This is a genomic window from Acinetobacter sp. P1(2025) (genome assembly GCF_051390655.1).
In the GTDB taxonomy this organism is placed as follows: domain Bacteria; phylum Pseudomonadota; class Gammaproteobacteria; order Pseudomonadales; family Moraxellaceae; genus Acinetobacter; species Acinetobacter junii.
On the sequence record NZ_JBPKBJ010000019.1, the window covers coordinates 12,935 to 28,034 of the forward strand.

A 15,100-nucleotide genomic window follows, 5' to 3' on the forward strand; every position below is an offset into this window, starting at 1 on the left:
AGAACAGAATTAGAAAGAATCAAGGAGAATGATTCAATGCAACAACAACGGTTAAGCTATGCCTCTGGACCAAGTGCACAACCCTTATTAGGGATGACGATTGGAGAAAAATTTGATCAAGCTTGTCAGCAATATGCTGATCAAGAAGCGATTGTAAGTTCACATCAGAACAGACGGTTGACCTATAAACAACTACAAGATGAAGTGAATACTTTTGCCTGTAGTTTGCTCAAACTCGGTTTAAAGAAAGGCGATCGACTAGGCATCTGGTCACCAAACTGCGTGGAATGGACGATCACTCAATTTGCTGCTTTTAAAGCAGGGATTATCCTAGTGAACTTAAATCCTGCCTACAAAAGCCATGAGTTAGAGTATGTATTGAATAAAGTTTCCTGCAAAGGATTGATCATCGCCTCACAATTCAAAACGACTGATTATCAAGAGCTTTTGACACGAATTGCACCAGAAATTGTTTTCTGTACAGACAAAATTATTCATTCAGAACGTCTGCCTTTCTTAAAGTTTGTGATCAAAATTGATGAAAAACAGCATACAGGTATTCATCGTTTCAGTGATCTAGTCGTTCCTCCAACTCAAGAACGACTCGATCAATTACAATTGGCTACGCAGCAATTGCAATTTGATGAAACCATTAATATTCAATTTACGTCAGGAACGACTGGTAATCCGAAAGGCACAATGCTCACCCATCATAACATTCTGAATAATGGTTATTTTGTAGGAGAGGGTATTCGTTTAACGCCACAAGATAAAGTATGCATCTCTGTGCCTTTATTCCACTGTTTCGGTATGGTCATGGGAAATCTAGCTTGTATCACACATGGTTCTACTATGGTGTATCCATCAGCTGTATTTAATCCATTAGAAACACTAAAGACAATTCACAACGAACGTTGTACGGCAGCATACGGCGTACCAACCATGTTCATCGCCACTTTAGAGCATGAACAATTTAATGAATTTGACTTATCTAGTTTACGTACAGGGATCATGGCGGGAAGCCCATGCCGACGTGAAATTATGCAGCGTGTGATTGATCGTATGCATATGTCAGAAATCACGATTTGTTATGGCATGACTGAGACTTCACCTGTCAGCGTACAAAGCTCCGTGAGTGACACCATTGATAAACGCGTCAGTACGGTTGGGCATGTTCATCCACATGTCGAAATCAAAATCGTCGATCCTGAAGGGCAACTCGTACCACAAGGAACCTTAGGCGAGCTATGCGTCAGAGGTTACTCGGTAATGGCAGGCTATTGGGGTGAAGAAGAAAAAACCCGTGAAGTAATTGATGCCGCAGGTTGGATGCATACGGGTGACATTGCGGAGATGGATGCTGAAGGCTTTGTCAAAATCAAAGGTCGCATCAAAGATGTCGTCATTCGAGGTGGAGAAAATCTCTTTCCTAAAGAAATCGAAGACTTCTTATATACCCATCCTGCGATCTGTGATGTGCAAGTGATTGGTCTACCTGATACGCGTTACGGTGAAGAACTTTGTGCTTGTATTATTTTGCATGAACATCATCAGACCGATGAAGACAACATTCGTAGTTTCTGTAAGGAACACATTTCACATAATAAAGTGCCACGTTACGTAAAATTCTTTAATGAATTTCCTATGACTGCATCAGGCAAAGCGCAGAAGTTTAAGTTACAGGAAATTATGCGTGCTGAACTGAATTTAACTGGAAACGTATTCGACTAAATGATGTTTTACATCGCATAGAAAAAAATGATGTTTTACATCGCATAGAAAAAACAGCATTTTAAAGTCATAAGGCAAAGGATCACAGTGAATGGCAAAAGATTTTAATAGTCCAAAGATCGTTGAAGAATATGATCAACATATTCGTAAGTTAATTCCTGGATATGAAATCATTCATCAACAAGTGGATGCCATTTTACAGTCTGTACTTCAACCAACTGCACACATACTTATTGTTGGATGTGGAACAGGTTATGAGTTGGAAAATCTGCTAAATAGACATCCTAATTGGAAATTTACTGCGCTTGATCCTTCCTTAGCTATGCTTGAAAAAGCAGAAACACGTGTCAAACAAATGGGGAAGTCTGCACAGGTACAATTTGTACATGGTGATCACTTTGCTTTAACTGAAGGTGCTGGTTTTGATGCTGCACTTTCTATTTTAGTCGCGCACTTTATAGCAGATGAACAAAAAACTGACTTCTACAGCAGTATTCATCGTTGTTTGAAAAATAGTGGACTGCTATTGACCTATGATTTGATGCCTTGCAGCAATCCTCAGCATCTACAAGCTTTACGTTATTTATGTATGGCTCAAGGTTTAACTGAATTGCAATGCCAGAAAATGTTAGATCGCATGGAAAATGACTTTTTCACTATTTCATTCAGTGAATATCAACAACAACTTCAAGGCATTGGTTTTGAAGACGTGCACTCATATAGTCAAATCTTAATGTATCAGGGGTTGATTGCGAAAAAGGCAGAAATTGCCGAGTTTGCTCAAGCCTCATAACCCAAGGGACTCATTCATAATGGAATAAATGATTAGAAGAATAATTTAGCTTTTATTTTTACCAAACGTTCAATTAACAGTGACTTTTATAGTTATTGTGAGGTTCTTTTTGTCTAAATAAAGCGTTACACAAAACAATGAGAGGAGGTAAAACCAAATAAAATCATATCATTAGGTTTTAAAACAAGAAATGCGATGCAGTCATCAAGTACTGCAAAGGATACAACGCAAACAAAAAATGAACTTGAAAAGTAAAGTTCATGAAACAAGGAAATTGATTTTAATGAAAAGATTCATCTTAACGGTTCAACAAAGTGTTTTAGCGCTATCTGTACTCACTGCCATGTCAGGAAGTTATGCAGGCTCAGAAAATGCAGAAATAGAACAACTTCGTCAAGAAGTAAAAGAGTTGCGTGCAATGCTGCAAAATTATGTACAGCAAACTCCGCCTGCTCAGCCCACTACTCAGGTCATGGTTGCACAGACATCTGAACCTGTTCAAACAACAACGCCGAAATTATCACTCACCAAATCTGGTGCAGAGGTTAATTTATATGGTTATTTGCGTGCGGATGCATCTTATCAAGCGAAAGGCGCATCTACGATGTACAACAACATTAGCGGTGTACCATTAGAAGGGACAGCTGAAGAAGCGCAACAAAAAGATCGTTTGCATAGCACTGCAAGTGTTTCTCGGATTGGTCTAAATTTTAAAACACCTACTGCTATTGGCGATGTCGGTGGAAAATTAGAAATGGACTTCTTTGGTAGCGCATCACGCGATCAATTCCGTATCCGTCATGCCTATTTAACCTTTGATAAATGGTTATTAGGTCAGACATGGTCCACATTTATCGCACCTGAATATTATCCAGAAACGATTGATGCTGCGACCTATGTAGGTGGAGCATTACAACGCTCACCATTGGTTCGTTATAGTGACAGTATTACGGCAAATACTAGCTTTGCTTTAGCAGTAGAAGATCCTAAATATACAGCAAGCTCTGATCCTGATAATGAAATGCGTTTACCTGCCTTTGTTGGACGTGTAAATCATAAGTTTGCCAATGGCTCTATGCTTTCAGGACGTAGCTTTGTCGCTGAAAAGAAAACTAGTCAAGATGAAGAATGGGCATGGGGTGTCGGCATCGGTGGAAAATATCAGTTAACACCAAAAACTTTTCTCAAAGCAGACTATAACCATATCAAAGGCGACGGACGCTTCCTGATGTGGACCAATAGCAGTTATGCAATTGATGATCAAAAGCATGTTCAAAGCAATGAGTTTGATTCAATTTCAACAGGGATTACCCATCAATTTAACACTCAATTTCGTTCAACATTGGGTTATGGCTATATGAAAGCCAAAGACAACAATGCATTTGCACGAATCAATAAAGACAACACAGCTCAAAATAAAGAACTATGGCAAGGCTGGATCAATGGCATGTATAACCCTTACAAGCCAATTACCTTAGGGATGGAATATGTCTACGGTGAACGTGAAACCTTTGATGGTCGCACAGGGACGGATAACCGCATCAACATGATGGCGAGTTATGATTTTTAATACAAATAAGACCTTGAATAATAATATTTTTCTTTAAGGTGCATTATGTCGTTTTAAATAATGATAGGAATTTATCTCATTGAGGAGATGCAGAATGACAACATCTACGGTTAATGTAAATGCAGTAATTGACGAAGCAAAGTTTACACCTTTTCACTGGAGTATTTTACTTTGGTGCTTATTGATTATTATTTTTGATGGTTACGATCTCGTCATTTATGGCGTTGTTCTACCTTTACTTATGCAGGAGTGGTCTCTCACTTCTGTACAAGCAGGCATGCTCGCCAGTACGGCTTTGTGCGGGATGATGTTTGGAGCCATGTTATTCGGTGCTTTGGCAGATAAAATAGGACGTAAAAATGTAATTTTAATCTGTGTGACCTTCTTTAGCGGTTTTACTTTTTTAGGTGCGTTTGCATCTAATCCTTTTGAATTTGGTATTTTACGGTTTTTAGCAGGTTTAGGGATAGGCGGAGTTATGCCAAATCTCGTCGCACTCACATCAGAGTACGCACCTAAACGTATTCGCAGTACCTTAGTTGGCACGATGTTTAGTGGTTATGCGATCGGTGGAATTCTATCTGCGCTTATCGGAAGTTATTTAGTTGAGAGTCAAGGTTGGCAAATCATGTTCTTGATTGCTGGTATTCCTTTAATTTTATTACCTGTTATCTGGAAATTCCTACCTGAATCTTTAACCTTTTTGGTTAAAACTGGCAAAACTGATCAAGCACATAGCATCATTCAAAAAATTTCACCTGAACAAAGCATCGGTATTAATACGCGTTTAGTGTTGAATGAAGATAATGTTCCAACAGGTAGTTCTGTAAAAGGCTTATTTCAACAAGGGCGTGCATTCAATACGCTTATGTTTTGGGTATTGTTCTTTATGTGCTTATTAATGGTTTACGCACTAAGTAGTTGGTTACCTAAACTAATGCTTGCAGCAGGTTATTCACTCGGCAAGAGTATCTTATTCTTGTTTGCTTTGAATGTTGGTGCAATGATTGGTTCAATTGGTGGTGGCATTCTCTCAGACAAATTCCATTTGAAACCTGTGATCATGGGAATGCTGATGGCAGGTGTAGTGGCACTGATCGGCTTAGGATTTAACTCTCCAGCTTATGTTTTATATGGTTTAGTAACTGTTGCTGGCGCAGCGACTATAGGTACTTCAATCCTTCTTTATAGCTATGTTGCGCAATACTATCCATTAAGTGTTCGCTCGACTGGAATTGGTTGTGCTTCTGGTGTAGGTCGAATTGGTGCGATTGTCGGTCCAATTTTAACAGGCTTGTTATTAACCTTGAACTTACCGCATACCATGAATTTTGTGATGATTTCTGTCCCTGCAATGTTAGCAATTTGCGCAATATTGAGTTTGAAACGTCATAAATTTGATGATGAGCAACAACAAGTAGAAGAAGTAAAAACTAGCTTGACCGAATCAAGTAATGCTTAACTTAATATGATTTGATTCTTCTATAAAACACTAAAAGCACATCAGATAGGCTGATGTGCTTTTTTTATTTCAGACAGAACTTAAAATCAAAAAGGTAAGAATAGAAGTGAGTTGGCTCAATTCCTGACAACCCTTAATTCTTTAAAACACTTGGATTTACATGAGACTGGTATCTATTTTTTCATTCAATCTAGAAAGAAAAATGAATATAAATCAGATCAAACCTTTTCCACACATCATTTTTATGCAAAAAAAAGCATCTCGATTGAGATGCTTTATTGATATTTGATAATTTAGATTTCAATTGCAACAGCTGTTGCTTCACCGCCACCAATACATAATGCAGCAACACCTTTCTTCTTGCCTAGACGTTTTAATGCATAGATCAATGAAAGAATAATACGTGAACCTGTCGCACCAATCGGATGACCTAAAGCACATGCGCCACCGTGAATATTGACTTTAGCTTCATCAATACCTAACTCATGAATCGGAGCCATAGCCACCATCGCGAAAGCTTCATTGATTTCCCATGCATCGACATCCTCAACTGACCAGCCAGCACGATCAAGTACTTTTTGAATCGCACTAATTGGAGCAATCGTAAACTCACTTGGATGTTGCGAATGACTTGAAGTAGCTACAATCTTAGCCAAGACATTTAAATCATTTGCTTGTGCATAATCTTCTGTAGAAAGTACTAAAGCCGCAGCACCATCCGAAATCGAACTCGAATTGGCTGCCGTAATCGTACCGTCTTTGCTAAAAGCAGGGCGTAGTGTCGGAATTTTATCAAGATTTGCTTTAAGAGGTTGCTCATCTTGGTCAATCACCTCAACACCTTTACGTGTTTTAACTTCCACAGCGACGATTTCATCTTTGAAATATCCTTCTGTAATCGCTGTTTGAGCTTTTTTGAGTGAAGAAATCGCAAAGTTATCCATTTGCTCACGGGTGAAGCCCTTGGTATTTGCCATATCCTGAGCAAATGAACCCATTAAACGACCCGTTTCAGCATCTTCTAAACCATCCAAGAACATATGATCTTTGATTTCACCATGTCCCATACGATAGCCACCACGTGCTTTAGGTAAGATATATGGTGCATTGGTCATTGATTCCATACCGCCCGCAACCACAATATTTGCACTACCAGCTTTCAATGCATCTGATGCCATCAATACTGCTTTCATCGCAGAACCACATAGTTTATTGATGGTCACTGCGCCAACATGATCTGGAACTCCAGCTTTACGCATTGCTTGACGAGCAGGACCTTGACCAATGCCTGCACTCAATACACAACCAAAAATCACTTCATTGACTTGCTCTGGTGCAATACCAGCGCGCTGGATAGATTCACGGATTACGGCAGCACCTAATTCTGGAGCAGTTAAACTAGCAAGGCTACCTTGAAAACCGCCCATCGCGGTACGACTACCTGACACAATAACAATAGAACTCATTTTTATATCTCTTTAAATGTATGTTGTCGTAAAACTGCTCCAGTTCAACAGACAAGAGCAGAATATCTCATCTCATTTATGCCACTAAAGATTTATCAAAAATTAATGGCACACCTGTTACTGCTCGAATTTGTTCAAGCGTCACATCTTTTGCGAGTTCAATCAGTTCAACACCTTCAGACGTAATATCCATGACACCTAAATCCGTTATCACACGATGGACAACGGCTTGACCTGTCAGTGGTAAACTACAGTTTTTCACAATCTTAGGTGTACCATCTTTCGCACAGTGTTCCATCAGAACCACAACTTTTTGAACACCTGCAACCAAGTCCATCGCACCGCCCATGCCTTTGACTTTCTTACCTGGAATCATCCAATTGGCTAAGTCACCTTGTTCAGAAACTTCCATAGCGCCTAAAATCGCAATATTGACATGACCGCCACGGATCATTGCGAAAGATTCTGAACTTGAGAAAAATGCCGCACCTGCACGTGCAGTAATCGTTTGCTTTCCAGCATTGATCAAATCTGCATCTAAGGTTTCTTCAGTAGGAAATGCGCCGATACCAAGCAGCCCATTTTCAGACTGCAACCATACATTCATGTTTTTTGGAATATAGTTGGCAACAAGGGTAGGTAGACCAATACCTAAGTTCACATAGAAGCCATCTTCGAGTTCTTGTGCAGCACGCTGTGCCATTTCATTACGTGACCAAGCCATTTTAAACTGCCTCCATGCTTAAAGTTTTTTGTTCGATACGTTTTTCAGGTGATGCATTTAAAATAATGCGATTCACATAAATCCCAGGCAAATGAATTTCATCTGGATCTAATTCACCAATCTCAACGATTTGTTCCACTTCAGCAATGGTGATTTTCCCAGCCATTGCACATTCAGGATTAAAGTTCTGAGCCGTCTTACGGAATATTAAATTTCCAGCTTTATCTGCCTTGTAAGCTTTAATAAGAGAAACATCAGCAGTAAGCGATTCTTCTAAAATGTATTTTTTACCATGAAAATTACGTTCTTCTTTGCCTTCAGCAATCAGAGTTCCTACACCAGTTTTCGTATAAAAAGCTGGAATACCAGCTCCACCAGCGCGCAATTTTTCCGCTAATGTTCCTTGTGGAGTTAATTCAACTTCAAGCTCACCATTTAGATATTGACGTTCGAATTCTTTATTTTCACCCACATAAGATGAGATCATTTTTTTGATCTGTTTGGTATGCAATAAAATACCTAGGCCAAAATCATCAACACCTGCATTATTTGAAATACAAGTAAGACCTGTTACACCACTTTCTTTAACCGCGACAATGAGCTGCTCAGGAATTCCACATAACCCAAAACCGCCCACGGCAAGGGTTTGGTTATTAGCAACCACATCTTTGATTGCTGCCTCAGCACTGGCATATACCTTATTCATTCTATTATTGTCCTATCGTCCCTTAGTGATTTAGTTTTAGCATTAGGACTAGGTAGATAGAAGTTGATTTTTCTCAAGGATTAATGAGTTTAATTAATAAATTGATTTATTTGGATGGATTTTAATCTTAAAAAACAATAGATTAAAATTCATAAACTATTGAAAATATTAATAATAAATATATTTATTTAAAAGTAAAAAATATTAAACCAATTACAATAATGAGTTATTTAAAATTTATACCTTTTCAATGACTGAATAAATTGTGCCGAAATATGTGATATTTCAAAATTCTTTTTATAGACGATACCAACCGTTTTGTGGATGGTTCCATCTTCCAGTTCGAGTAATACATTCTCTGTTAAATCAATATGCTTAGCAAAATGACGAGGAATCGCGCTTACCCCAATGCCATGTGCAACAAAACTAGATAATGAAGAAATCTGATGACACTCTATTTTCAAATCCAAAGTCATATTGTTGCGCAAACAGTTTTGCTCAACCAAGTGACGAACAATCGATGGCTTTTGTAGTGTAATAAAAGGATTAGCAAACAATTGTTGCCACGAAATACGTGCATTGTTTGCTAAAGCATGATTTTTAGGAAGTAAGGCGAGAAAGTCTTCATCAAACAAAGGCACAAACTCTAAGCCTTCGGTCAGTTCTGGTTCAAAACAAATACCTAACTCAAAGATACCATCTTGAACTTTTTCTATGATGGTTTCATTTGGAATATCATGGATCGAAAAATTAAGGTTTGGATACTCAGATAAAAAAGAATGAATCACATCAGGCAAGATCGCATGGGTAAAAAAGGGCATCGAGGCGATACTAAGTGTGCCGCGATTTAATTTAAAGCGTTGTTTAACGTCATTTTCCATTTCATCCCAATTTGCCAATAGTTTTTTTGCGTAGGGAATGAGGGATTTACCTTCTTGAGTCAGTTCAACACGACGTGTATTTCGATTAAACAACTTACCGCCGAGTTCATCTTCTAAACTTTTTATACTTAGACTTAAAGCAGATTGACTTAAGTGCAGTTCCAGCGAAGCATTAGCATAATTTAAAGTACGCGCAAGTGCTAAAAATGCCTTTAGCTGCTTAAGAGTCATCGCTTTTCCTAAGTAAATTATTGAATAGATCTAATTTATCGTAAAAATAAGCTGAATGTTATTTTAGAAATTAATTTTCAAAGAAAAGTTGATCTATACAGCAAATAAAAACTCCCACAATCATAGATTATGGGAGTTAAGATTAAAATTAGAGAATACGAAGTTTCTCTAAAACTTATACTTTTAGTTTTTTAAGTCCACGGCTCACACCATTTTGTAATGCCAATTTGATAATTGGCCCAATAAAAGGCACACGACCCTTAAAGCTAATCGTATAGTCCAAACGACTACGATTATTTCCCAAATCGGTAAACTTCATTACGCCGCGATGCGCTTTAATTGGTGCAATACCACTGGTAATCGCGTATTCAATCAATTCATTTTCTCTATAGACTAAATTTGTTTCAACAAATGAAGGTGTGAGTGGTATAGATAACTTACGCGCTGAACCAACCCCATTACGTGCATCTTGACCATCACTCAAACGAGTCACTTTTGCTGGAGCGAAGAGCTTATTCAAATTTTCATGTTCGCTGAGGATCGCAAATACCTTTTCGACAGGGGCATTGAATTCTTGAGTGATGTTGATTTGTTGCATTTTTAGCATAGCAATTCCTTTCTTTTTTAATTTGACATGATGAATTGTCATTTTCAAATACTAACACGGTTTGGCTGAACTGGTCATTTTGTTTGTCGGATTATCGGAGTAGCTAAAAATTCAGATATATGTAAGCAAAGGCGCTTGTTCAAGCATCAAAAATTGTGAATACTCAGCCTCGAAAATTCAGGTTATACCATTATCTTTTTTGGGGTTAGGCAACTACTGTGAAAACTTATCCATTTTCATTTTCTCGTTTACAAAAAGCGCTTCTAACCGTTGGTTCATTTTCGTGTATGGGACTAAGTTCAGTCGTCGCAAATGCAGAAGATGAAAACACTGTTTCGCAACTTCCAACAATCACTTTAGCCGCACAATCCATTCAAAGTGCGTATTACCAACCTCAAATCAATTTATCGGGTTTTAATCAACAAACCGTTGCCAAAATTCCTGCTTCAGTGAGCACGATTACTGCCGAACGCATTGCTGATCAGCATGCTAAAACACTGGCTGACGTTGTGAAAAATGATGCTGCTGTAGGGGATGGTTATGCGCCTATTGGCTATTACTCAAACTTTATTATGCGTGGTTTCGCGCTCAATCTAGGTTCAAGTTATCTACTGAATGGCAACTTACTTAGAGGCGAACAAAATGTTGCGCTAGAAAATAAAGAACAAGTCGAGATCTTAAAGGGTATCAGCGCAATCCAAAGTGGTATGTCTACGCCAGGTGGAATAGTTAACTACGTGACTAAACGTCCAAAGGATATTCGTTCAGTTACCTTAGAAACAGATAGTCAGGGTGGTTATCGTATCGCAACAGATATCGGCGATATCGTGGGTGAAAATCAACAATTTGGCTATCGAATCAATTTAGCTCACGAAGAGATTCATCCGTATGTAGAGCATACCAATGGGAAGCGACTTTTTGGTTCAGTTGCTTTGGACTGGAAGATTTCTGATGATTCAAAACTTGAGTTTGATATTGAATCACAACGCCAACGTCAACGCTCGGTACCAGGCTATCAATTATTAGATGGGAAAACTGTACCGACTAATGTGGAATGGGATCGTTTACTGGGTTATCAAAGTTGGAGTAAACCCGTTACTAATGAAAGTCTGAATACGAGTTTAAAATATACGCATCGTCTCAATGATGATTGGACAGCAAACTTATCCGCTTCACAAAGCCGTGTAGTCGTTGATGACTATTCAGCATTCCCGTGGGGTTGTTATAGTGAGATTTGTGAATTTACAGGTTTAGGCAATACCTTTGATCAAAAGGGTAACTACGATATTTATGATTTCCGTAGTCCAGATGATAGTTATTTAACAAATCAATTTAAAACAGGATTAAACGGCAAGTTCGCAACAGGGACATGGCAGCATAGCTTAAATGTCGAGTTATCTCATACCTATAAACGACGTGCTCAATATGATGCAATCAATCAACTCGTTGGTACGGGCAACATCTATAACAATACTGTGGACTATAAGCCTACAGATGTAGCTCTAGGCAATCGCTATAAGTCCCTTGATAGTCAGCAAACCGCATTAAATCTACTAGACCAAATCCGTTTCAATGACGCATGGTCAGTTCATATGGGTGGAAAAATCCTTTCTTTAGATGAGAAAGCTTATGATGCGGCAGCGAATAAGATTCGTGATACAGATTTAAACCGATTCTTGCCACAATTTGCACTGATGTACCAACCTTGGGAAAATACGCAAGTTTACACATCATTTAGCAAAGGTCTAAGTGATGGTGGACAAGCACCGTGGTATGCCTTCGGTAATGAAGAAAAAGGGATTGTCGGTAATGCATTTGAAACACTTGCTCCAATCAAATCCACCCAATATGAACTGGGATTGAAGTATCAATTACCATCTATGTTATTTACAGCAGCAATATTTGATCTAGAACAAGATCATCAATATACGAATACTGATAACTATTACTTAACTGATGGTAAACAACATAACTTAGGTTTAGAACTTGGTTTGCAAGGACGTTTGGCACAGAATTTAGATATGGTCTCGACTTTGGCGCTGACTCGTTCACGCTTAAAAGAGATTGATGTCGCTGAATATCAAGGCCATCAAACTCAGAATGTTCCTAAAGTACGCTTTGCAACTTACTTATCGTATCAATTGCCACAAGTAGAAGGCTTAAGACTACTGGCTGGTACACAATACAGTTCAAGTAAATATGCCAATAAAATAGGCAGCGTCAAAGTTCCAAGCTACACAGTTTTTAATGCTGGTGCAGCTTATAACTTTAAAGCTAATGGTTATGAAAACACGTTAAGATTCAATGTAGATAATCTATTTAATAAAAAATATTGGAGAGATGCGGGAAGCTTCTTTGGAGATGATTATTTGTTCCTAGGCGCTCCACGCACTGCACAATTTTCTTGGACGGTGGATTTTTAAATCCAATTCACTGATATGAATAAAGGCGATCTGACTTAAAATTAGATCGTCTTTTTTTACGGAATTCTGTTATTCGATTAATAAAATTCAAGTTTTATATCGTTGTAAACAAAAAATAGAAACGAAAGATTGTATGTCATCATCTAAAGAATAATTCCAAATTACAAGCACACCCTTATAGCAATAATTCAATCAATATCCTGATAGTTTTTCAGCTCATGATGAAGCTCATTCAGGTTAGAGCACTGAAACCCATAAAAACACACAACCATGAATTTTATTCATCTTTTAGTTAGATTAAATCATTTTTACTCATGTGAACATTCATGTATAAATTCTTTCATACAGAAATTCAGGTTTTATCTTAGAGATTAGGGTAGTAGTACAATGAGTAAAAAATTTACATGTTCTATTAAAAGTATTCGTTTTGATGAAAATTATCATCCTTCAGAAAGCACACGTCTTACAACTAACTTTGCAAATTTAGCAAGAGGTGAGAGCCGTCAAGAAAATCTACGTAAAACCTTACAAATGATCAATAATCGTTTCAATGACTTAGCTCATTGGGATAATCCAAAAGCGGATCGTTATTCGGTTGAAATCGATATTATTTCAGCAAATATGGATATCAAAGGTAATGGTCATGCATTTCCAGTTATTGAAATGCTAAAAACAACAATTGTTGATCATCAGACAAATAAGCGTATTGATGGCATGGTAGGTAATAGTTTTTCATCTTATGTTCGTGATTATGATTTTAGTGTCTTATTACTAGAACACAGTAAAAATCAAGCAAAATTTAGTGCGCCAGATAACTTTGGTGTATTACACGGCAAGCTTTTTAAACACTTAATCAACTCAGCGGCATACAAAGCGAATTTTGGTAAAGCACCTGTGATATGCCTGAGTGTGTCGAGCACAAAAACATATTATCAAACTGCAAATGTACATCCTGTTTTGGGCGTTGAATATCAACAAGACGAATATTCTCTGACAGATGAATACTTCAATAAAATGGGGCTAAAAGTACGTTATTTCATGCCTGCTAACAGTGTAGCGCCATTAGCTTTTTATTTTTCAGGTGATTTGCTAAGTGATTACAGCAACCTAGAACTTATTAGTGCAATCAGCACAATGGAAACATTCCAAAAGATTTACCGACCTGAAATTTACAATGCTAACTCTCTAGCTGGCAAATGCTATCAACCAAGTTTGAAATACCAAGATTACTCTTTAACGCAAATCGTATACGACCGTGAAGAGCGTAGTCAGTTAGCTGTAAAACAAGGCAAATTCACTGAAGAGCAATTTATCAAACCATATCGAGAGATTCTCGAACAGTGGGCTGAGAACTACACCGAACAAAATTATGCTGCTGTGTAAACTGATATAGAAGATTACTGATTATGAAACGACTATTACCGACATCAACTGCTGGCAGCTTACCGAAACCTTCTTGGTTAGCTGAACCTGAAAAGCTTTGGTCGCCATGGAAACTCCAAGATGAACAACTTTATGAAGCTAAGCAAGATGCTTTAAGACTGTCACTGCACGAGCAATTACACTCGGGCATTGATATCGTAAGTGATGGTGAACAAACTCGCCAACATTTCGTCACAACGTTTATTGAACACCTAGATGGCGTTGATTTCCAGAAGCGTGAAACGGTTCGAATTCGAAATCGTTACGATGCAAGTGTTCCATCCGTTGTGGGTGCTGTCAGTCGTCAAAAACCTGTATTCGTTGAAGATGCTAAATTTTTACGTCAACAAACCAATCAACCGATCAAATGGGCATTACCAGGTCCTATGACCATGATTGATACCTTATATGACGGACATTATAAAAGCCGTGAAAAACTAGCATGGGAATTCGCAAAAATTTTAAATCAGGAAGCGAGAGAACTCGAAGCAGCTGGTGTTGATATCATCCAGTTTGATGAACCTGCATTTAATGTATTTTTTGATGAGGTCAATGATTGGGGTGTTGCAACTTTAGAAAGAGCGCTAGAGGGTCTGAAATGTGAAACAGCCGTACATATTTGCTATGGCTACGGTATTAAAGCCAATACAGATTGGAAAAAGACATTAGGTTCAGAATGGCGTCAATATGAGGAAGCCTTTCCTAAGCTTCAAAAATCTAAAATTGATATCGTTTCGCTAGAATGCCAAAACTCTCGCGTACCAATGGATCTAATTGAACTAATTCGCGGTAAAAAAGTGATGGTAGGTGCGATCGATGTTGCTACAAATAATATCGAAACACCTGAAGAAGTTGCCGATACCTTAAGAAAAGCTTTGCAATTTGTTGATGCTGACAAACTTTATCCATCAACCAATTGTGGCATGGCGCCGTTGTCTCGCCATGTAGCGAGAGGCAAACTTAATGCTTTAAGCGCAGGTGCAGAAATCGTTCGAAAAGAACTATCTAACTAATATTTTGAGCTAAATAGGATTTATGGTTTGCAATCAAAATAATGATCAAGCCATGAGTCTCTTTTAGCGTC

General features: G+C 38.1%; 12 protein-coding genes. 7 read left to right on the top strand and 5 right to left on the bottom strand.

What is annotated here, in order from left to right:
* The first annotated feature begins 36 nt into the window (after positions 1 to 36).
* The 4 genes from ACSC97_RS06750 (at position 37) to ACSC97_RS06765 (ending at position 5,556) form a co-directional block, all read left to right on the top strand.
* Positions 37 to 1,731 carry an AMP-binding protein gene (locus ACSC97_RS06750; RefSeq protein ID WP_436660032.1) on the top strand — a complete coding sequence of 565 codons (1,695 nt, stop codon included), beginning with the start codon at positions 37 to 39 and terminating at the stop codon, positions 1,729 to 1,731.
* A 91-nt stretch (positions 1,732 to 1,822) separates the two neighbouring features.
* Positions 1,823 to 2,524 (top strand): class I SAM-dependent methyltransferase, encoded by a 702-nt coding sequence (locus ACSC97_RS06755; RefSeq protein WP_436660034.1) that lies wholly within the window; start codon positions 1,823 to 1,825, stop codon positions 2,522 to 2,524.
* Between the two features lie 283 nt (positions 2,525 to 2,807).
* Positions 2,808 to 4,094 carry a DcaP family trimeric outer membrane transporter gene (locus ACSC97_RS06760; protein ID WP_436660036.1) on the top strand — a complete coding sequence of 429 codons (1,287 nt, stop codon included), beginning with the start codon at positions 2,808 to 2,810 and terminating at the stop codon, positions 4,092 to 4,094.
* Positions 4,095 to 4,188: 94 nt separating this feature from the next.
* The gene (locus ACSC97_RS06765) at positions 4,189 to 5,556 is read left to right on the top strand and encodes an MFS transporter (RefSeq protein WP_436660038.1); all 1,368 of its coding nucleotides are present in this window, start codon (positions 4,189 to 4,191) and stop codon (positions 5,554 to 5,556) included.
* Positions 5,557 to 5,849: 293 nt separating this feature from the next.
* On the opposite strand, the gene ACSC97_RS06770 is transcribed toward ACSC97_RS06765, so the two are convergent.
* The 5 genes from ACSC97_RS06770 to ACSC97_RS06790 form a co-directional block, all read right to left on the bottom strand.
* Entirely contained in the window at positions 5,850 to 7,022 is a 1,173-nt protein-coding gene (locus tag ACSC97_RS06770; protein ID WP_125318749.1) for a thiolase family protein, read from the bottom strand.
* A gap of 76 nt (positions 7,023 to 7,098) precedes the next feature.
* The gene (locus tag ACSC97_RS06775) at positions 7,099 to 7,746 is read right to left on the bottom strand and encodes a CoA transferase subunit B (RefSeq protein ID WP_004954392.1); all 648 of its coding nucleotides are present in this window, start codon (positions 7,744 to 7,746) and stop codon (positions 7,099 to 7,101) included.
* 1 nt (position 7,747) lies between these two features.
* The gene (locus ACSC97_RS06780) at positions 7,748 to 8,452 is read right to left on the bottom strand and encodes a CoA transferase subunit A (RefSeq protein WP_039048228.1); all 705 of its coding nucleotides are present in this window, start codon (positions 8,450 to 8,452) and stop codon (positions 7,748 to 7,750) included.
* 230 nt (positions 8,453 to 8,682) lie between these two features.
* On the bottom strand, positions 8,683 to 9,564 hold the full coding sequence (locus tag ACSC97_RS06785) for a LysR family transcriptional regulator (protein WP_419372031.1): 882 nt from the start codon (positions 9,562 to 9,564) through the stop codon (positions 8,683 to 8,685).
* A 175-nt stretch (positions 9,565 to 9,739) separates the two neighbouring features.
* Positions 9,740 to 10,171 (bottom strand): SRPBCC family protein, encoded by a 432-nt coding sequence (locus tag ACSC97_RS06790; protein ID WP_004911109.1) that lies wholly within the window; start codon positions 10,169 to 10,171, stop codon positions 9,740 to 9,742.
* A gap of 218 nt (positions 10,172 to 10,389) precedes the next feature.
* Here ACSC97_RS06790 and ACSC97_RS06795 point away from each other — a divergent pair, with 218 nt between their 5' ends.
* The 3 genes from ACSC97_RS06795 (at position 10,390) to ACSC97_RS06805 (ending at position 15,029) form a co-directional block, all read left to right on the top strand.
* Entirely contained in the window at positions 10,390 to 12,594 is a 2,205-nt protein-coding gene (locus ACSC97_RS06795) for a TonB-dependent siderophore receptor (protein ID WP_436660042.1), read from the top strand.
* A 387-nt stretch (positions 12,595 to 12,981) separates the two neighbouring features.
* Entirely contained in the window at positions 12,982 to 13,977 is a 996-nt protein-coding gene (locus tag ACSC97_RS06800) for a DUF1852 domain-containing protein (protein WP_436660044.1), read from the top strand.
* Positions 13,978 to 14,000: 23 nt separating this feature from the next.
* A complete protein-coding gene (locus ACSC97_RS06805; protein ID WP_087540915.1) occupies positions 14,001 to 15,029 on the top strand; it encodes a methionine synthase in 1,029 nt (342 codons plus the stop codon).
* Positions 15,030 to 15,100 lie beyond the last annotated feature (71 nt).

What these genes read in the sequence shown, in the direction of transcription:
- ACSC97_RS06755 (WP_436660034.1), top strand. Translation starts at nt 1,823, where the DNA reads ATGGCAAAAGATTTTAATAGTCCAAAGATCGTTGAAGAATATGATCAA.
- ACSC97_RS06790 (WP_004911109.1), bottom strand. Translation starts at nt 10,171, where the DNA reads ATGCTAAAAATGCAACAAATCAACATCACTCAAGAATTCAATGCCCCT.
- ACSC97_RS06805 (WP_087540915.1), top strand. Translation starts at nt 14,001, where the DNA reads ATGAAACGACTATTACCGACATCAACTGCTGGCAGCTTACCGAAACCT.
- ACSC97_RS06750 (WP_436660032.1), top strand. Translation starts at nt 37, where the DNA reads ATGCAACAACAACGGTTAAGCTATGCCTCTGGACCAAGTGCACAACCC.
- ACSC97_RS06760 (WP_436660036.1), top strand. Translation starts at nt 2,808, where the DNA reads ATGAAAAGATTCATCTTAACGGTTCAACAAAGTGTTTTAGCGCTATCT.
- ACSC97_RS06780 (WP_039048228.1), bottom strand. Translation starts at nt 8,452, where the DNA reads ATGAATAAGGTATATGCCAGTGCTGAGGCAGCAATCAAAGATGTGGTT.
- ACSC97_RS06800 (WP_436660044.1), top strand. Translation starts at nt 12,982, where the DNA reads ATGAGTAAAAAATTTACATGTTCTATTAAAAGTATTCGTTTTGATGAA.
- ACSC97_RS06775 (WP_004954392.1), bottom strand. Translation starts at nt 7,746, where the DNA reads ATGGCTTGGTCACGTAATGAAATGGCACAGCGTGCTGCACAAGAACTC.
- ACSC97_RS06785 (WP_419372031.1), bottom strand. Translation starts at nt 9,564, where the DNA reads ATGACTCTTAAGCAGCTAAAGGCATTTTTAGCACTTGCGCGTACTTTA.
- ACSC97_RS06770 (WP_125318749.1), bottom strand. Translation starts at nt 7,022, where the DNA reads ATGAGTTCTATTGTTATTGTGTCAGGTAGTCGTACCGCGATGGGCGGT.
- ACSC97_RS06765 (WP_436660038.1), top strand. Translation starts at nt 4,189, where the DNA reads ATGACAACATCTACGGTTAATGTAAATGCAGTAATTGACGAAGCAAAG.